The sequence below is a fragment of the Arthrobacter sp. NPDC058192 genome (genome assembly GCF_042883665.1).
Taxonomy (GTDB): Bacteria; Actinomycetota; Actinomycetes; order Actinomycetales; family Micrococcaceae; genus Arthrobacter.
Window position 1 is genome coordinate 1 of the sequence record NZ_JBHVVJ010000020.1, and the last position, 19149, is coordinate 19149.

At 63.0% G+C, this 19149-nt stretch carries 15 protein-coding genes and 1 tRNA gene; 8 read left to right on the plus strand and 8 right to left on the minus strand.

All coding sequences use genetic code 11. The features are described 5' to 3' along the window. Positions 1-118 precede the first annotated feature (118 nt). Entirely contained in the window at positions 119-397 is a 279-nt protein-coding gene (locus ACFVVK_RS18060; protein WP_390270055.1) for an HPr family phosphocarrier protein, read from the minus strand. Positions 398-456: 59 nt separating this feature from the next. Continuing rightward, positions 457-1617 (minus strand): glycerate kinase, encoded by a 1161-nt coding sequence (locus tag ACFVVK_RS18065; protein WP_390270057.1) that lies wholly within the window; start codon positions 1615-1617, stop codon positions 457-459. Positions 1618-1822: 205 nt separating this feature from the next. Between ACFVVK_RS18065 and ACFVVK_RS18070 the strand changes: the two genes are divergently transcribed. The 6 genes from ACFVVK_RS18070 (at position 1823) to ACFVVK_RS18095 (ending at position 8957) form a co-directional block, all read left to right on the plus strand. Then, positions 1823-3832 (plus strand): glucose PTS transporter subunit IIA, encoded by a 2010-nt coding sequence (locus tag ACFVVK_RS18070; RefSeq protein WP_390270060.1) that lies wholly within the window; start codon positions 1823-1825, stop codon positions 3830-3832. Between the two features lie 88 nt (positions 3833-3920). Beyond that, the gene (locus ACFVVK_RS18075; protein WP_390270063.1) at positions 3921-4988 is read left to right on the plus strand and encodes a Gfo/Idh/MocA family protein; all 1068 of its coding nucleotides are present in this window, start codon (positions 3921-3923) and stop codon (positions 4986-4988) included. After that, positions 4988-5824 carry a sugar phosphate isomerase/epimerase family protein gene (locus ACFVVK_RS18080; protein WP_390270066.1) on the plus strand — a complete coding sequence of 279 codons (837 nt, stop codon included), beginning with the start codon at positions 4988-4990 and terminating at the stop codon, positions 5822-5824. Before ACFVVK_RS18075 ends, ACFVVK_RS18080 begins: the two co-directional genes overlap by 1 nt. Further along, positions 5824-6660: an alpha/beta fold hydrolase gene (locus ACFVVK_RS18085; RefSeq protein ID WP_390270069.1), complete on the plus strand. Its 837-nt coding sequence runs from the start codon at positions 5824-5826 to the stop codon at positions 6658-6660. The genes ACFVVK_RS18080 and ACFVVK_RS18085 overlap by 1 nt, the downstream gene beginning before the upstream one ends. Before the next feature lie 10 nt (positions 6661-6670). After that, positions 6671-7639: an ROK family protein gene (locus ACFVVK_RS18090; RefSeq protein ID WP_390270072.1), complete on the plus strand. Its 969-nt coding sequence runs from the start codon at positions 6671-6673 to the stop codon at positions 7637-7639. A 454-nt stretch (positions 7640-8093) separates the two neighbouring features. Beyond that, the gene (locus tag ACFVVK_RS18095; RefSeq protein ID WP_390270074.1) at positions 8094-8957 is read left to right on the plus strand and encodes an aldo/keto reductase; all 864 of its coding nucleotides are present in this window, start codon (positions 8094-8096) and stop codon (positions 8955-8957) included. 1174 nt (positions 8958-10131) lie between these two features. Here the strand turns inward: ACFVVK_RS18095 and ACFVVK_RS18100 are convergent. From ACFVVK_RS18100 to ACFVVK_RS18115, 4 genes are all read right to left on the minus strand, one after another. Further along, positions 10132-13797 carry a DNA-binding protein gene (locus ACFVVK_RS18100; RefSeq protein WP_390270077.1) on the minus strand — a complete coding sequence of 1222 codons (3666 nt, stop codon included), beginning with the start codon at positions 13795-13797 and terminating at the stop codon, positions 10132-10134. Then, a complete protein-coding gene (locus ACFVVK_RS18105) occupies positions 13794-14165 on the minus strand; it encodes an N-6 DNA methylase (RefSeq protein WP_390270080.1) in 372 nt (123 codons plus the stop codon). The genes ACFVVK_RS18100 and ACFVVK_RS18105 overlap by 4 nt, the downstream gene beginning before the upstream one ends. Before the next feature lie 398 nt (positions 14166-14563). Further along, entirely contained in the window at positions 14564-14797 is a 234-nt protein-coding gene (locus ACFVVK_RS18110; RefSeq protein ID WP_390270084.1) for a hypothetical protein, read from the minus strand. Positions 14798-15145: 348 nt separating this feature from the next. Continuing rightward, positions 15146-15844 carry a DUF732 domain-containing protein gene (locus ACFVVK_RS18115; RefSeq protein ID WP_390270087.1) on the minus strand — a complete coding sequence of 233 codons (699 nt, stop codon included), beginning with the start codon at positions 15842-15844 and terminating at the stop codon, positions 15146-15148. A 197-nt stretch (positions 15845-16041) separates the two neighbouring features. Between ACFVVK_RS18115 and ACFVVK_RS18120 the strand changes: the two genes are divergently transcribed. Next, the gene (locus ACFVVK_RS18120; RefSeq protein ID WP_390270090.1) at positions 16042-16395 is read left to right on the plus strand and encodes a hypothetical protein; all 354 of its coding nucleotides are present in this window, start codon (positions 16042-16044) and stop codon (positions 16393-16395) included. 190 nt (positions 16396-16585) lie between these two features. On the opposite strand, the gene ACFVVK_RS18125 is transcribed toward ACFVVK_RS18120, so the two are convergent. Then, positions 16586-16667 (minus strand) — tRNA-Leu (locus tag ACFVVK_RS18125). Between the two features lie 204 nt (positions 16668-16871). On the opposite strand from ACFVVK_RS18125, the gene ACFVVK_RS18130 reads away from it, so the two are divergent. Next, complete coding sequence (locus tag ACFVVK_RS18130) at positions 16872-17477, plus strand: ANTAR domain-containing response regulator (RefSeq protein WP_090957209.1); 606 nt, start codon at positions 16872-16874, stop codon at positions 17475-17477. Positions 17478-17632: 155 nt separating this feature from the next. Here ACFVVK_RS18130 and pyk read toward each other — a convergent pair whose 3' ends face one another. Further along, positions 17633-19135, minus strand: coding sequence for a pyruvate kinase (gene pyk / locus ACFVVK_RS18135; protein WP_390270095.1), 1503 nt, complete (start codon positions 19133-19135; stop codon positions 17633-17635). Positions 19136-19149 lie beyond the last annotated feature (14 nt).

The following is a 19149-nucleotide window of genomic DNA, read 5'->3' on the forward strand; positions in this document are numbered from 1 at the left end:
CGCGGGCCGCCCGCCGCCGCGGCGGCCGCCGCCCGCCCCCGCGCGCCCCCCCCGCCCCCCCCCGCCGGCCGGGCGGCGCCGCCCCCCCCCCGCCCCCCCCCCCCCCCCGCCCCGGGTGCTATTGCGCGTCCAGGTCGGTTTCGAGCAGGACGGCCAGTTTCTCCAGTGCATCCTCTGCGCCTGCACCATCGGCACGTAGCACTACGGTGTCGCCGTTGGCCGCTCCGAGGGTCATGAGGGACAGGATGCTCGATGCATCCATTGCTTCGTCCGCCGGGGTGCCGCCCAGGGCGATGGTCACGTCGATGTCCAATTGGGCCGCAGCGTCTGCGAAAATCGCGGCAGGGCGGGCGTGCAGTCCAGATCGGCTGGCAACGACGGCGGTTCGTTCGGACATGGGGTTCTCCTTTGATGAGGTTGAGGGGGTCGGGAGTCCGGAGCCGGACAGGTGGAGCGTTAGGCAGGGCCGGCGTGACGGGCCGGGTCGACGGCGGCACCCGGGCCGCCAGCCGGCAGCAGCGTTTGCGCTGCCAATATTCCCGCGGCGACGGCCCAGCGGGCCGGCTGTTCCATGGCGGATTGCGGATCACCGGCCAGCTGGTCGAGTCCGAGTGCCCAGGTACCGGCATCGGCCCGGACGCGGCCAGCGATGACAGCGGACGGAGTGCCGGCATCAGCGGCCCGCCGCAGGACGTTCCCCACAAGCTTTCCGATGCGGCTTTGGCCGTCAAATGAACCTTCACCCGTGATGACGAGGCTGGCCCTCCGGATCCGCTGATCGAGTTGCACGAGTTCTGCAATCCGATCGGCTCCGGAGGCCATGCTGGCGCCGTAGGCGGCCATGAATCCGTAACCCGCGCCGCCTGCGGCACCCGACCCGGGCGTAGCGGGATCGGCTCCGGCCAACGTGGCGAAGCGCCCGAGCGCCTGGTCGAGCAGGTCAACCTGCTCGCCCGTTGCGCCCTTCTGGGGACCAAACACAGCAGCGGCCCCTTGCGGTCCCGTCAGGGGGGCCGTGACGTCCGAGAGCAGTTTGATTCCGCCCGGGACCGGCAGCAACCCGGAAAAATCAATGGAGGCGACGCGTGTCAGGCCGGCCCCGCCGTCGGAAATTTCCTTACCGGAGGAGTCCAGCGCCACCGCACCCAGCGCACGCAGGGCTCCCAGCCCGCCGTCGGTGGATGCGCTGCCGCCAAGTCCCAGCCAGACCTCATGGGCCCCGGCATTCACGGCCGCCCGGATCAGTTCGCCCACGCCGCGGGGGGTTGCTGTCAGCGGAGACGGTTCATCCATGGATGGCAGCCCGGCGACCTGGGCCAGTTCGACGACGGCCACATCTCCCGGGAGCCAAAGCCATTCGCCGCGGCGGGGCTTCCCGTCGGGCCCGGTGACCCCTTCCACGGCGCACCGGGCACTGCCGGGCATTACTGCCTCGATGGCGTCCAGTGTGCCCTCCCCTCCATCAGCGAGCGGAAGGAGCTCCACATCGTCGCCGGGCCTGACGGACCGCCAGCCCTCTGCGATCGCGGCGGCCGCTTGCCGTGCGGTAAGGGTCCCCTTGAACGAGTCAGGTGCAATCAGGATGCGGATCGGTGCGGGTTCTTGGTCCTCTTTCATAGAACGAACACCCTAGCGTTAATTCGCGTCGTGAACAATGTACGCAAAAGGTGTTGACACGCGTCGGCCGCAGTTCTACGCTTTTATTAATTCGATGCGTGAACAAACCTTGCCGGAGCCCCGAAACCCCATTGCTCAGCACCGGCTATCTTCGGTCTAATTAGTTCATTCGTCGAACGAACATCACTTTTCAAAGGAGATCATGATGACCGTGCCCGCAAGAGGATCCGTCGGATCCCGCATCGTCGAACAGGTCGGCGGCATTGAGAACATCACCGGCCTGACCCATTGCGCAACGCGTCTGCGTTTCGAGCTCCGCGACTCATCCATGGTCAGCGATGACGCCGTCGATGCAATTCCCGAGGTCATGGGCGTTGTGCGGCAGGACGCCCACCGCTACCAGGTGATCGTCGGCGGGGCCGTCAACCACCTCTACGTCGAAATGACGCGGGAATTCCCCCAGCTCGGTGCGGGCGGCGCGGACACCGACCCTGACGCGATGCGCGAGCTCAAGGCCGAACTCCAAGGCCGCGGGCCTCGGGGCAAGTTCGCTTGGCTCAACTGGTTCTTCGAATTCCTCGCCGACTCCTTCCGCCCGGTCCTGGGCGCCATGCTCGGAGCCTCGATCTTCATCACCGTCATGGCGCTCCTGGCGACCCTGAAGGTGATCCCGGCGTGGAACGCCCCCGGTGTCACACTGGATGCGTCGCTGAGCTTCGTCAACCTCGCCTGGCAGGCAGTCTTCGTCTTCCTGCCACTCATGGTGGCCTACAACGCCACGAAGAAGGTCGGGGCAGACCCTTGGGTCGGCTTCTCGATCATGGCCGTCCTGATGCTGCCGGCCTTCACCCAGCTGGCGGGGGCCGGAGCCAAGCTTCCCGCCGTGGTCCAAGTCTTCGGCCTGCCCCTGACGATCTTCAACTACAGCTCCCAGGTCTTCCCGCCACTGCTCATGGCGCTGCTGCTCGGACCGCTGTACGCCTTCCTGCGCAAGGTGATCCCGAGCAACCTCCAGGTCATCTTCGTGCCGTTCCTGTCGATGCTTGTCATGATCCCCGTCACCGCCTTCATCCTGGCGCCGCTGGGCGTATACGCCGGCAGCGGCATCGGCAACCTCTTCGTCACGGTGAACAGCTTCTCTCCGCTGATCTTCTCGGTACTGGTCGGCGCCCTGTACCCGTTCCTGGTGATCACCGGCACGGCGTGGTCGGTCGTGCCGATCATGTTCCTGAACATCTCCACCCTCGGATACGACTTCATCCAGGGCCCCATGGGTGCATGGAACTTCGGTTGCTTCGGCGTGACCGCCGGCGTGCTGATCATCGCGTCCCGCCGGAAGAACAACCAGATGGAGCAGGTCGCAGGCGGCGCCCTCACAGCAGGCCTCCTCGGCGGCATCTCTGAGCCCTCCCTCTACGGCGTCCACCTGCGCTTCGCAAAACGGACCATCCCCGCGATCCTGGCCGGAAGCATCTCAGGCGCCTTCATCATGGGCCTGGGCGGCGGCGTCACCACCAACGCGTTCCTGTTCACCTCCCTGCTGACCATCCCGGCCTTCAACAACATCCCCCTGTACGCGGTAGGTATCGGCGTGGCTTTCCTCGTCTCCATGACCACGATCCTGACCCTTGGCTACGAGGGTTCAAACACGGGAATCTTCGGCCGCAAGAACCGCACCACCGGCACGGCAGCCCGGGAAGCCTCCACGGCCGCAGCCGCGGTCGAAAGCCCGGCCAGCACCGGCCGGCAGGAACTGCTGGCACCTGCCAACGGCACCATCATCCCGCTCTCGGAGGTCCCCGATCCTGTTTTCGCCCGGGGCACACTGGGCGATGGCTTCGCAATCGACCCGGCCGACGGACGCTTCGTTGCACCCGTTTCCGGAAAGATCGTGACCGTATTCCCGACCGGCCATGCCTACGGCATCCGGACCGGCGACGGCGTGGACGTCCTGATCCACATCGGCATGGACACCGTCAAACTCAAGGGCCAAGGCTTCACCACCCATGTAAGCAAGGGCGAACAGGTGTCCGCCGGAGATCTGCTCTGCGACGTCGATCTCGGCATCATCAAGGAAGCCGGCTACTCGACGGTGACTCCGGTCGTCATCACGACAAAGAAGGCCACCGAGGATCTGACCATCACTACAGGCCCCGCAGAAGCCGGAATCACCGTCGCCGGACGTTACGGCCTCGTCGCCCCCGTCACTGTTTGATCACCAGGAGACCGGCGTCCCACCACCCGATGGGAGGGACGCCGGTCCCCGGATCCATCCACCAACCCTCCCGTAGACAGGAAACACCATGACTGAGAATCTTTTCCGGGTCGGCGTCCTCGGCGCCGGCGACATCGCACAGGCCGCCCACTTCCCCGCAGCCCGCAAGTCCAAAGAGGTCGAGCTGTACGCGATCTGTGACGCCGCCGACGACCTGCGCGAACGCATGACCCTGATCCACCAGCCCACCACCTCCTTTGACGACTACGACAAGATGCTCAACGACGAAAACGTCGACGCCGTCGTGGTCGCAGTCGCCGACCAGTTCCACGTGCCGCTGGCCATCCGCGCACTCGAAGCCGGAAAGCACGTGCTCGTTGAAAAGCCCATGGGCGTGGCCGTCGAGGAAGCTGAAGCGCTGGTGGCCGCACAAAAGCACAGCGGAAAGGTTGTCCTCGTCGGGCACGAGAAGCGCTACGACCCGGGCATCGCTTTCGCGCACGACTTCATCCGCGACGAGATCGGCGAGCTGATCGGCCTCAAGCACTGGTACTGCGACTCGACCTACCGTTACGCCGTCACCGACACGATCCGTCCCCTGATCGAACACAGCGCAGCAGCCCGCCGCCCGGCCGGCGACCCCAAGGCGAACCGCCAGCGTTACTACGTGCTCGGGCATGGCAGCCACCTGCTGGACACCGCCCGCTACCTCGGCGGCCCCATCACAGCGATCCGCGCCCGCCTGTCCACCAAGGCCGGCACCTACTGCTGGTTCCTCGACGTCGAGTTTGAGAACGGCTGCCTCGGGCAGCTCGACCTCACGCTCGCCGTGCGCATGGACTGGTGGGAGGGCTTCCAGGTCTACGGCAGCGAAGGCAGCGTCATCGGCAAGGTCCACAATCCTTGGTACTTCAAGGCGGCCGAGGTCCAGGCCTTCTCCGTCAAGGACGACATGTTCCACCAGCCCATCGGTGCCGACGCAAACGTCTTCCGTCTCCAGCTCGAGGACCTCGCCCGTGCCGCTAACACCGGATCCACGCCGCGCGGCGCCTCCGCCGTGGACGGCCTCGCCAGCGTGCGCGGCATGGTCGCCCTCGCCCGCTCCGTCGAATCCGGGGACTGGGTCCGCCTTGCCGATGTCGAGGGAGCCGTCTGATGGAAATCGGAATCTTCGCCAAAACCTTCGAAGCCCCCGGCATCGAGGAGAACATGGCCGCCGTAGCGGCAGCCGGTATCACCGCCGTGCAGTACAACCTCTCCATTGCGGGTATCGGCACGGTCCCGGAAAACGTGGACGCGGACACGATCGAGAGGATCAAGTCCGCCGCGGCCGCCCACAACGTGCGCCTGGCAGCCATCTCGGGAACCTTCAACACAGCCCACCCCGATCCGGCCGTCCGCAGCACCGGCATCAGCCGGTTCGCGGAACTCGTCCGGGTCTCCGTCGAACTCGGCATCCCGGTCATCACGCTGTGCAGCGGAAGCCGCGACGTCGAGGATATGTGGCGGCACCACCCGGACAATTCGACGCCGGAAGCCTGGGCAGACGCACGCGAATCCCTGACCCGGCTCGCCAAGCTTGCCGAAGACGCCGGAATCATTGTCGCCGTCGAACCCGAACACACCAACGTAGTGTCCACCGCCGACCTCGCCCGCACAATGCTGGACGAGATCGCCTCGCCGGCTCTGAAAATTGTCTTCGACGCGGCCAACATCTTGGACACCGCCGACCTGTCCGAGCCCAGCACCATTCCCGTCATCGAGCACGCCCTGAAGACTTTGGGTCCAGACATTGCCTTGGCACATGCCAAGGAACTCGTCCCCGGCCGCCCCGCTCTCGCACCCGGCAAGGGTGCACTGCCGTGGAAGTTCATCCTCAACGGCCTTGACAATGCGGGATACGCGGGCGCCCTGATCATGCACGGTCTGCCCGAGTCCGACGTCACCTCCGGAGTGGCCTTTCTGCGGCAGCAGCTGGAGGTCAGCGTCTAATGCCGGTATTGATCCGGGACGACGGCGCCAGTCTCGAATACCAGGTGGTCAAGGCGGACTCTCCGTCGACCGGGCGTCTCCCGTTCATCTTCCAGCACGGGATGGGCGGTGACCGGAACCAGCCCCTCGGATACATCCAGCAGCTGGAGCGGACCGCCCTGGTCTGCATGGACGCCCGCGGCCACGGAAACAGCAGCAACATCATAGAGAGCCGGTGCTCCTTTGATGCCTTCGCCGATGACGTGGTAGCCCTCGCCGACGAACTGGGCTTCGACAAGTTCATCGGCGGGGGAATCTCCCTCGGCGCTGGCACCGCGCTCAACACCGCGGTAAGGTACCCGGACCGGGTAGCCGGGATGGTTCTGTGCCGGCCGGCCTGGCTGGAACAAAGACAGGCCCACCGGAACGTCGCAGCCTACGAGCTCATCGCCGATCTCATCCAGCAGTACGGGACGGACGAAGCCCTGGGCCGGCTCACTGCCACCGAACTCTACCGGGATATTGAGTCCGAGTCGGCGGCAGCAGCCCAGTCCCTGCGACACCAGATCACCCGCCCCCGGGCTGCCGCCAACGCATCCATCCTGCGCAGCTTCCCCACCACGGCCCCTACCGTGAGCCGGGACCAATGGGCCAGCATCTCCGCGCCCACGCTCGTCGTCGGGCATCATGAGGATCCCTTCCACCCGTGGGAAATCGCCCAGGCCTACGCCGATGTGATCCCCGCCGCCCAACTGGTCGAGGTGACCAGCAAGGACCGAAACCCCGAAGCGTTCGTGGCAGAGGTCAACGCCGCCATCTCAGGTTTCGTGGACAGCACCGGGTGGGAGACGGCCTGAGATGACAGGTATGGGGGAAGTGCCGGACGTCGTCTCGCTGGATATGGGCGGCACCCAACTGCGCACCGTGGTCTTCAGCGGATCCGTTCAGCTGGAACGGTGGAGCGTGCCGACGCCCCGGGGTGCCGCCGCGGTGGTCAATGAAATGGTGCACCAGATAGAACGCGCCCAAAAGCTCGCGGACGGACAGTTGCAGGCCGTCGGCATCAGTGCGCTGGGCCCCGTCGACCCGCTGACCGGAACAATCAGGGACGCACCGAACATCGGCGTCTTCGATGCATTTCCACTGCACCAACTGCTCCAGGAACGAATTGCCCTTCCGATCAAGATCGTTAACGACGCCAATGCCGCCACCATCGGCGAATGGCAGCTGGGATCCGGACGCGGTACGCGGGACTTCTGCTACGTCACCATCAGCACCGGAATCGGCTGCGGCATCATCTCCGGAGGACACCTCATAACGGGGCACCGTGGCGCCGCCACCGAATTCGGCAGGATCCACGTCCGGGCGCCAGGCCACGGCGTGTCCCGCAGCCTGGAAGACCACGCCTCCGGAACGGCCATCGCCGCCCACGCCACGGAACTGCTGCGCACGACAAGCTCTCCCCGCCTCACGGCGGCGGCAACGGACCATCCCATCACCGCCAGACTTGTGGCGGAGCTCGCAGCTGCTGGGGACCCGATCTGCATGCAACTGATGTACGACGCCGGAACGATGGTGGGCGAAGCCGTCGCCAACCTGGTCAGGATGCTCGATCCCGAAATGATAGCCATCGGCGGCGGAGTGTCCCGGGCAGGCGAACCACTCTGGGGGCCACTCATCAGAGCGTTAGGCGGCTCACTCGCCCGGGACGGCTACCCGCTCCCGCGCATTGTGCACGCCGAACTCAGCGACGACGCGGGGCTGCACGGCGCCGCAATCACAGCAAGAAAGGCCATAGTCAGGACCACACCTGGCGCCAGCGAGCCCGCGCTCTGAAGGAGAAATTGCAGCGTGGCCACTTGCGGCACCCGACAGAAGCACCCTGACGCTGACCCAATGGCGCATTGAAGAAGGAGGAGCCTCCGTGAGACTGGTTCTCTGCCTGGCCGACAAAAGAGAGTGGAAAGTGGACGAGTTCAGCTCCCTCGGACAGCACGCCATCAATCAGCGGCGGTCCCACCTCGTGTGCATCGCATGCGGCGGCAAAGCCTTCTTCCGCAAATCCGGACGCAACGCCCTTCCCAGCTTCGGGGCCCGCCATATTGCCGGCTGCGAAGTCGTCTCGTCAACGTGGAGCGCTTTCCGATACCTCCAATAGCCGAACCAAAAGCACCAATGACGCACCAATATGCTGTGCCAGAACCGTAGCCCCCGACAGGCGGGTGACTCCCGGCCCCTCCTAAGGCTCCACTCGCACGGGCAGGAGCCAAAGAACCAGATTGGACGCCCAATGCCGCAACAAACCATGACTCCCGGCCAGACTGTGTCGATCGGCGACCTCGTCACACCCCGCATGGGATTCGGAACGCTGCAACTAACGGGACCCGGCGAGTGGGGTCCGCCAGCCGACCCCAAGGCCGCAGCCAAAGTACTCCTCCGGGCAGTCGAACTTGGCGTCAGGTTTATCGATACCGCGGACTCTTACGGCCCCTTTGTCACAGACCAACTCATACATAAGACGCTCTCGCCGTACGCGGATGACCTCATCATCGCCACAAAGGTCGGACAATCCAGACAAGGACCAAGCCAATGGACGGCACTGGGACGGCCCGAATATCTTCGTCAGCAAGTGGAACTCAGTCTCCGCTTCCTGGGTCTGGACAGCCTGGACCTTCTACAGCTTCACCGAATCGATCCCAAAGTGCCGCTCGAAGACCAAGTCGGGGTGCTCTCCGATCTTCAGCATGAGGGAAAGATCCGCCACATTGGCCTGTGCAAAGTCACCATTGAACAAATCGAGGCAGCCAAACAGGTGGCTCCCATCGCCACGGTACAGAACCAGTTCAACCTGATCGATCGCCGCTCCGAGGACGTCCTCAACTACGCAGAACAGAACAACGTCACGTTCATCCCCTGGTACCCCCTGGCCACCGGAAAACTCACATCACCCGGCGGCCCACTGGACAAGCTAGCCAGGAGATACGGGCGCGCCCCGGGCCAGCTCGCCCTCGCCTGGTTACTCAACCGGTCACCGATAGTCCTGCCCATCCCCGGCACCACATCAATTGGACACCTCGAACAAAACATCGCCGCAGCAAAGTTAATCCTTGCCCCGGAGGAATACACAGCCATCAACAACCTCACTGCATCCTGACGAGCATAACGACCCGCATGATGCCTGAGGGGCTCCAGGACGCCGGCACCCCCACCGGCATCGCGACCGCAGTCGCATTCGGTCTCTCCTTCGCCCTGGTGGAGATCCTCGGCGGGCACTGAGGCCACGATCCTTGCGGTAGACGATGACAGGTTCCACCACGCCGTATTCCTTGATGCTGGAATTGACCTCAGGTGTCAGGGCCGCGTCTTCCCGGACGCTGAATTCCCGGCGACGGCACCACCAGGTCGGCCATTTTGTTCAAGCCCTTTGGGGTGTCAGAGATCGGCCAACCCCTGTCCAACGTGGCAGCCCGCTCCCCCAACGGTCGAAGCACCAAAACGCACCTTGACTGCTTCCGCTTCCGATTTTTCTAGTTCGCTGAGCCGCCCCGAGCCGCAGCCAGGCCGCAAGCGCGCAATGGAATTTGGGGCTGCGAGAGTCGCTAGGGACGATTCTATAAATCAGACTAAGTGTGCACAGTGTCCACACCCTCTTTGGCTGGACAAACACAAGCACATGGCTTCTCGAACGGTCCCCCGAACCCTGGCCTGGAAGCCATGCGTCGACATCGCTGTGGTCATGTCGTCCCCGCTCCCCCGGGCGATGAATAGGTGTAGGCCACCCCGGGCCCACCCGACAAAACCGGAACGAGGTAACACAGAAACCCCAGCCCAGCAGGCGGAAGGCCCACCAGCCAGGGACTTGAACCCGCCACCCCACACACCTGAACAGGCCCCGCGGCGGCCAGGCCACAGCCCGCGAACCAACCCGTCAGAGCGACGAAAATCAAGCTTTGTACACACGTCAAAGCAAAATCGCCTCTGACGAGGGAAAACGTCGTGCCCGAGGTGGGACTCGAACTGCATTCCAAACCTTGCAAACACTGGGAACTCCCGGGAAACATGCAGAATCCGGCCCAGTCCGGCACCAGTACGACCCGATCCGCAGCCCAAAATGTGCACAATGTACACACCCCCAAAGGCCGTGACCACGTCCGGTTCTGGGCCGGAACCGGGAGCAAAACATCCGCAGAACTGATGACGAGAACTGTTCCCGCGATCAGTCCACGACCCTGGGGCACCGCGACGCGGCCGCGGCCGTAGTGGCAAAGCCAAGAGACACTGCGCCCGGCCATGCTCCAGCCTGACTTTCCACGCAACCGTGCCGTCAGCTACTTGTGCTTCTTGTTCACCTTGATCGGCGAGGCGTGCGAGTCGTAAGAGTTCACCGTTCCGTGTAGCTTCATGCAATCGAGCAGAACACGATCCGCCGCGGTGTTTGGGATTCTCGGCTTGTCATGCCCGACCGAAGTCAGCTTAGGGTAGTCGCCGCCGAGCGACTGCAGGATCATGAACAGCCGTTCCCGTGCGATCGAGACAAGATGCGGCTCGAGTAGGAGCACGATGTACTGTGCGGGGACGGAACCGAGCGCCATCTTGTAGACGACATCTTCGGAAACCTGACGCTTGTTCTGCGTAGCGAATCGCGCAAGCTGACTCAGCCCGCTCGCCCCGAGCCCCTCGGCGAACTCGTCAGCACGCTCAACGATCATCGCCTTGATCGCGGTGTCGACCTTTTCGCTCTGAAAAAGCGCAGCGAGATCGTTCTGTACATGAGCCGGTGTCACAAAGTCCTTGAACTTTTTCGACTCGTGGATAAACGCCTCGCGCGTTGGCCAGTCCGTTCCGGCGAGGCGCTCATATGAAGTCGCGTCGTCAGCGATTAGGTCATGGCTCCGGAGAAGGGCGAAGAGCTCTCCGGTTTCGGCAGGAATCTCATCGACGTCGAGGTAGTCGTCGAGGTCCAGGCTGACAACGAGTCGGGCACGGAGCCCAGCGGAGGGAAGCACCGCCTTCGCTGTCAGGATGGTCTTGGCAAGTGCTTCTTTCGCGGCCTCCTCTGCAGCATCGATTCCAGAGACTGACCCGGCTGAGGTGAGCAACTTGGCCAGCTTCGTGTCGAGGGCACCCACGGATTCGATGTAGCGGGTTGTGTTCTCGAAGGTGGCCGGGAACCGCTCATGCTCCGCGAGGATTTCCCAGGCATCCGTCGAGACCTTCCCGAGATCATCGATGATACAAGCCTCCGCAGAGCCTCCAACCACTTCGCCGAGGTGGGCGCCGTCGGTTCGGGCGAGCACGTCCTCGATGACGCCAACGAACCGGTCGGCGGCGGCAACGGTCGGGACTGCCTCATCAATTGCCGACAGGTACGCCTCAAGGTTGTCAAGACAGTATCCGTAGATGGTCTGGTCCGCAGCGCCAATGGAGTCAAGTGCGAGGCCCTCGCCAACACCAACCGCGGCCTGAAGATTCTCGCGCACAATCTCATAAAGGCTGCGTTCGATGAACTGACGTTGGACGTTAATGGCCAGCGGAGAGAGCAGTGGCAGCTTGATTCCTGCGGCATCGAACAGGACCGCGATACGTGCCGCCTGGGAACGGCTCGTCTCCACCGCCGCCATCGCCCGGATGTCCGCGTAATTTTCACGCAGGAACACCGCCACGTTCTCATCTGTGAGGTACTTCGTCCCCGCGGCAAGGTTCTCCAAGGCAGCGTCAGCGAGATCGAGCAGTGACGCATCGTCCAGTTCTGCCTCGTTGACGAGGTACTTCAGCACTCGCGGCGACATGGCGGTCAAGCGTTCAACCAACGACCTGCGCTGACTCCCAGAGCTGAGAAACGCCTGGAGGAACGTCATCTGGCTCTCACCGAAGCTGATGAAGGAGCGAATCATGATGTCGGCAGCCTCGACATCGGAGTCAAGCAGGTGATCGAGGATCGCGATGTTGTAGAGCGCAGACTCCTTAAGCACCTGTTTGCCTCGTTCGCGAACGACCATGTCGACATCGGCTGGAGTTAGCTCGAAGTGTTCGTCCATCGAGTCTCGCTCGACATGATGAATGATGAAGTTCGTCGCCGCCGTGCTCACCCGATCGCCGTGGAATGTCGAGGTGTACTGAGTGAAGTTGCGGTTGATAAATCCAGCGCGGACGAGCTGGAAAGCAAGACCCGGCGTGAGCAGGTCGCGGGCAATCGCATCGAGTGACTGCGCTTCATCTTCGTGCTTCACGTGGAACTCGGGACGCTGGATCAGCGCACCCATGTCCGCGCCGCGCAGGAAATTGATCGCCTCTGACTTCTCAGCGATCTCCTCGTTGATCGCGGTGCGATCTGCTTCGTTCCAATTCTCCATGTCGAGAGGATCCCTGAGCGCGGCAGCGAGACTCGATCGAGAGAACGATAGCGGGTGGCCGGACGTCATCTGCAGACGCAATACCGGGTCACCGTCCGCGGAAACGAATTCTGTCCAGAACTCCGCACTCCTGAGGTCGGCGTCGGACTTCGAAGCGCCATCGCCCGAATACGTCACAGCGTTCTGTCGCTGACTCCCAAGGACCGACGCCGAGATTGCTGTTCGCTGCATGTGCGCAAGTAGCAAGTCGCCTAGACGAGCACTGCGAGTGGCTGCGCTATTGAGACGCACGAGGGCTTGGAGGTTCACACGTCGTTCTCGCTCGATCCGTTGGATATTCTCGGCGACAAGCTTGCGCTGCAGATCATAGAGGGCGTCGAGCTTGCTCTTTCCGATCCGGATCCCTTCGAAGTCGGTGAGGTGGGTGCTCTTGTAGAGCATCATCGCGAAGAGGTCCGTCTGGCTCAGGTCGAGTTGCGCGCCATCTCCCGAGAAGATCCGGTCACGGAACACGATGAACTCATTACGAACATTTTTGAGAAGCCGCATGTCGGGCACGTACTGTGCCGCCAGATCGAGCAGTTCTGGCTTAACTGTGTGGTCTAATTTGCCCAGGAGCTGCGACACCAGGTTTCGTGCGCTTCGGTGGGTAATAAACGGCACGACGGGAATGACGAGGTCGAAGAACTTGGTGCGGTTCGCCCGAATCGTCTCGGCTTGGGCGGGGTCATCAGCCTCGATGATGCTCTGATCGAGCTTGCGGCCTTGGTCCTCGAGGCCGATGCGGTCAAAGATACTGTCCTTGATCGCGTAAATGAAGCGGATCTTCTTCTTGATCTGAGGAGCACCGTTGAGGAGGGTGTTCAGCGATCGGAGGGTCTCGAAGATGTGAGAGTTGTTGAAGCGATCGATGTCCTCGAAGATCACGATATCTTCCTTCTTTGAGACTTCGAAGAAGTGGACAATCTCATCAAGGTACTGGTCGAAGTAGGACACCGACTTATCGTCCAGCGTGACCGTCGCGGAACCTGCAGTGAATTGCTTAATATGAACCCGCCCGTAGAAGAGGCGGCGGACACCCAACGCTGCCAATACGGCAAGCAGCAAAATAATCAGGTGGATCCAGAGACCGAGGTCGATGAGGGGCTTGAACACCGTCGCAATCTGAGCCGACCAAGTCGTGAGCAGGAACACTACCGCGCCGGCGAACCCAACCAGTCCAGCAACTGCCAACTCGCGCTTCCAGCTAAATCGCTCGATCCGCTCAAAGCGTGATCCCGGCGTCTTTCCCGGCTCCACGCGGTAGAGAAGTTGCTTAACGATCTCCTGCTGAATCCGGTTGGTCGGGGTGGTTGCCTGCTTGGGCACCGAATCGTCAAGATCGGATGCCTCAACGGGAGCGAGCGTCGAGAGCGACAACTCAACGACCCGGCCATCTTGCCGTCGAGCTACTTCTCGTAGAATGCTGCTCTTGCCGACGCCATAATTTCCGGAGAGGGCGATATTGAGGACCAGTTCATCATCCAGCGCCGCCTCGATCGCATCGACGTATCCGCCGTGCTCGTCGGGCAGGTACTCGGGCGTGAGCGGCACAAGCCCCCAGACGTTCTCACGCTCGGACTCCTGCACGAGATCGCTCACGGTCGGCCCTCGCGCTCATCTACGGTATCCACGGTCGGCAACCCCATGGCGCAGGTCGGGAGCTCCGAACCACCGGTGGGGTCGTCGCCTTCAATCTTTAATGCCGACAAGCTGTAGGCCTGCACAAAGTTGGTGGCGGACTGCACGATCATGCCGCCTGAGCCACAGGCCCGGTCGTAGACGCGACCCTTGTACGGTTCAAGCATCTCGACCAGCTGTTCAGAGCCGACCCCATCCAGATTGCCGAGCCAGTCCTGCATGCCGGGGTCACTCCGCTGCCACCCGCTACTCCAGCGGCCAGGCTCAGCCTCGGTCATTTCCCATTCCCGTAGGAAGCGGAGCTCGTCTTTGCTCGGCTGGTCACTCACGGTTGTCCCCCTTAGACATTGATGCACCGATCCTAACCGCCAGCCTGCGTACGGCCGGTCAAGTGGCGGAAGGTCCGGGATCCGGATATGCCGCTGCATTGGCCAGATCAACGTAGCGACGCGATCAGCGCCTCGATCCACAGCATGCCCCCAACAATTCGGTAAGGTGCATACGGCTCTCCAGCCGACAACCGTGGGGGACGCATGAAGAAGATTGTCGGGACCGTATCGCTTGCCGTACTGGCTATCCTGCCAGCGGCGTTGCTCTGGCGTCCCTTGTTCAGCCATTGAAGGCGCTACCCGCGCGGCACAAACGAGAAGGGAAACGCCTTGCGGGGGCGGCGCCATACGTGTCCCTGAAACCGATCTGCTGAGCCACCATTGCGAGAAGAGGCCTCTCAGCGGCTAGTGCGGACTGTCTCGTTGGTGCGGGCTTCGTTCGCGGTCCAGCTGCGCAGGAGGTTCATGGCGTCCGCGGACGGGGCGGCGGGCTCGGCGAGGTAGGTCATGAGGACGAGGCCGGGGGTCAACGTTATGGCCAGGGCTTCATAGCCGAGGGTCATGTCACCCACGACGGGGTGGTGGATCTTTTTGGTTCCGGTGGAATGGGTCCTACGGTGCGTCCTCCCCACTAGGTGCGGAACTCAGTTGCGGGTCGCGAGCTCACCGACCAGGGCCATCAAGGCGCCGGCGGCAAGGGAAACCGCAGTGCCCTGCAAGGTAGCCCCCGCTTGAATAGAAGCGAATTTGGTGGTTGCGCTGGCCATTCAAGGACGGCGCGGGGTCGGCCGTTGATCTCGTCTACGGCATGGCGGAGTTCTGCTTCCTCTAAAGCGCTGAAGTCAGTACCTTTGCGGAAGTATCGGCGAAGAAGGCCGTTGGCATTCTCGTTGGATCCGCGCTGCCCCGGGCTGGCAGGGTCACAGAAGCAGAAATGAATTCCGATGGCCCTTGCTTGAAGGGCGGGCATCGAGGGGCGGCTACTTCTTCGCGATGACGTTTTCCATTTGGGTCGGGCAATAGTACCGGGCAGATATGAAGATGAATTTGTAGCCCTGGTCGTGCCCCCAGGCCCGGCGTGCCTCCGCAATCGTTGCGGCGGCGCCGGCCGACCCTTCGGAAATGGACGGACACGCGGTGCGTGCTTGTTCCAATATGCCAGCGTCGGGGTTGTGTGCGATGGTGGGAGCGACAGTGCGCAGCCTCTGGAGAATTGCGGCGTTGTCTGTGCCTGAACCCGCGAGGAATTCAGGACAGAATGCGGCGGTTCCCGTACCCAGGATGAGCTGCATGTCGGTTTGGTAGGGTTTCGGCAGGCCAGTGGCAACCAATTTTATGGCCGCCTCCTCGAACAGATCTCCGCCCCGCATCTGGTCGCACATTTTCTTTGCACTTGCCACGAGTTCATCGTCTGTCTGACCCTGGACGGTACCGCTCACCGCCCGGTTGCGAACATACTCGATCCAGTCGGCGTGGCCTGTATCTGCCTTGGCAGTAGTAGGGGCTTGCGAGGATTGGCTGGGAGCACTCGTTGTCTTGGGCGTCACCGCTGCCACCGCCGTTGCCGTCGGCTCCGCCGTCACCGTGACTGTGGCCGCCGGTCCAGACGTGGCGGCTCCGGAGCAACCCGCCATGACCGGCATCATGACAAAGAACGCCCCAATCGAAAGTGCGCGCATTGGCCGATGTAGTTTTGTCACTCGTACTCCCCCGTCAGATCACCGAATGCCAACTGTTGCATCCTGTCACTGTAGGTGTCATGAGTATCCTGTACTCGACTTTGAAGGCACCGTGCGGGTCACCTTGATGAGTACCCGCCGAGCCGAGCTGTAGCGCGCCGTGGCCGAGGGTTCCGGAAGCCTCAAGGCAAATGCTCATGAGGTATCAATGTCTCCTGGCAAATAAGGAGCACCCACGGGCTACACCCACTTCTTCCTACTTTCCGGACCTCACCGCCACGGCCGAGGTCATTGCCGAGCCGCGGAAAATCATCGCCGCCGGCGGGGTGACCATCTGCGGCCGGAACGGGCAGGGCCCACCGCTCATGAACGAGACCGCCGGGATGACGGGGAACCGCTCCTATGCGGAGGTCGTCACGGCCATCCTGATCGCCGCCGCGATGCGCGTGCTGCCCCTGCCCGATGCTCGAAAACATCATCGAGGTCATGACGAGAGATTCCCAGGAATTCCGGCGGCCGACAGAGATGAGCATGAGGATTTGATCCCCTAGTCACAGCAAGTCATGCAGTTCCAGGCGCTCCCCGCCATGAAGGAGTAGACAGCAGCACCCCTGTCCAAGCCAAGAGAAGGAGCCGCCAAACCGCAACCGCCGCCAACAAAAATGGGCCCCCGCAGGGGCCCATAAAAGGAGATTTGTACACGTTCTGAGGCCCACAAGCCCCTGAACAGGGAAAACGTCGTGCCCGAGGTGGGACTCGAACCCACACACCTTTCGATACCGCATTTTGAGTGCGGCGCGTCTGCCAATTCCGCCACTCGGGCGCGGAGTACACCAGTGTAACAATCGGCGTGCCACAGTGCTGTGAGCAACGCGATCGCTTCCAGTGCGCGAAATTACTCTACATGCAGATAGGCTAAATTCCAGAATCGCGCCAGTGACGCCGCATCGAACCAAACCGGTCCCAGTACATCAGCGGGCACAACCTAAGATGGTCTAGTCCCGCCGTACCTTTCCAAGGAGTTCCCGTGTCAGATCAGACGGAGTCAACCCCCACTTCCCAGCCGGCGCGCCGCGTTGTTGTCGCCGAGGATGAGACGCTCATCCGCCTGGACATCATCGAGATCCTGCGCGGTGAAGGCTACGACGTCGTCGGCGAGGCGGACAACGGCGAAAAGGCCGTGCAGCTGGCCGAGGAGCTCAAGCCCGACCTTGTCCTGATGGACGTCAAGATGCCCGTCATGGACGGCATCTCGGCCGCGGAGAAGATCGTCAAGGCCCGGATCGCCCCCGTGGTCCTGCTCACGGCGTTCAGCCAGAAGGAACTCGTGGAGCGCGCCCGCGACGCCGGCGCCATGGCCTACGTGGTCAAGCCGTTCACCCCGGCGGACCTCATCCCGGCGTTGGAGATCGCCCTCTCCCGCCACGAGGAGATCAAGGCCCTCGAGAGCGAGGTGACCGACCTGCAGGAGCAGTTCGCCACCCGCAAGCTCGTGGAGCGCGCCAAGAGCCTCCTGACCACCAAGATGGGCCTGACGGAGCCGGAAGCCTTCCGCTGGATCCAGAAGACCTCGATGGACCGCCGCCTCAGCATGCGCGAGGTCGCCGAGACCATCATCAACCAGGTCAACTAGCGGCCGCCCGGCGGCGCATCGAGCGTGCAGTGAAGCCGCACCGCCCGGCTACAAGCAACGAGGCGAATAAAAAACGAGGCAAACAAAAAGGGAGGATCCCCGCCAGCCGGCGGGGATCCTCCCTTTTTGTGTGTCAAGCGTTCAAGCGTTCAGAACTAGGCCTGGACCCGGTTCTTCTTCTTCTTTTCCGGCCACGGGCCGAGCTTGTCCTTGGTCACTTCCGCCTCGCCCTGGCCACCGAGGTCGGCGAGGTCGCCCACCTTGTGGACCTTCAGCAGGTTGGTCGAACCGGCCTTTCCGGGAGGCGAACCGGCGGCGATGACCACCAGGTCGCCGTCGTCGACGACGTCCAGTTCCAGCAGGCTGCGGTCAACCTGGGCAGTCATCTCATCGGTGTGACCCACCATCGGGACCAGGACCGGCTGGATGCCCCAGGTCAGCGCAAGCTGGTTCCACACGTGCTCCACCGGGGTGAAGGCGAAAACCGGCTTGACCGGGCGCAGCCGGGACAGGCGCCGCGCGGAGTCGCCGGACTGGGTGAAGGCACAGATGTACTTTGCTTCCAGCTGGTCGGCGATCTCGACGGCGGCACGGGTGATGGCGCCGCCGCGGGTCTTCGGCTTGGTGCCCAGCGGGGGCACGCGCTCCAGGCCGTGTTCTTCGGTGGATTCGATGATCCGGGCCATGGTCTTGACGGTCTCGATCGGGTACTTGCCCACGCTGGTCTCGCCGGACAGCATCACAGCGTCGGCTCCGTCGAGCACGGCGTTGGCGCAGTCGGAGGCCTCGGCGCGGGTCGGACGCGGGCTCTCGATCATGGACTCAAGCACCTGGGTGGCTACGATGACCGGCTTGGCCCAGCGCCGGGCCAGTTCAATGGCGCGCTTCTGCACAATCGGCACTTCCTCGAGCGGCAGCTCCACACCGAGGTCGCCACGGGCCACCATGATGGCGTCGAAGGCATCGATGATCTCGTGCAGCTGGTCCACGGCCTGCGGCTTCTCGATCTTGGCGATGACCGGCACGCGGCGGCCTTCTTCGTCCATGATCTCGTGCACGCGGGTGATGTCCGAGGCGTCACGGACGAAGGACAGGGCAACCATGTCCACGCCGCGGCGCATCGCCCAGCGCAGATCGTCCTCGTCCTTTTCGCTCAGCGCCGGCACGTTGACGGCGACGCCGGGCAGGTTGATGCCCTTGTTGTTAGAGACATACCCACCAACAACCACCTGCGCGACGACCTTGACATCGTCAACGTCGATGGCGCGCAGGGCGACCTTGCCGTCGTCGATCAGCAGGGCATCGCCCGGGTTGACGTCTTCGGTGAGGCTCTTGAGCGTAGTGGAGCAGATGTCCTTCGTGCCGGGAACGTCCTCGGTGGTGATCGTGAACTGGTCACCCACCTCCAGCAGGTGCGGTCCGTCGACGAAGCGGCCGAGGCGGATCTTGGGACCCTGCAGGTCGGCCATGATGGCCACGGCCTTGCCGAGCTGTCCCGCGGCCTTGCGGACGTTCTCGTAGGTGTTGTCGTGCACGGAGTAATCGCCGTGGCTCATGTTCATGCGTGCCACGTCGACGCCGGCTTCCAGCACGGCGAGCGTGTTTTCAAAGCTTGCGATTGCCGGTCCAAACGTGGCAACGATCTTAGCGCGTCTCATATACCTACCCTAGT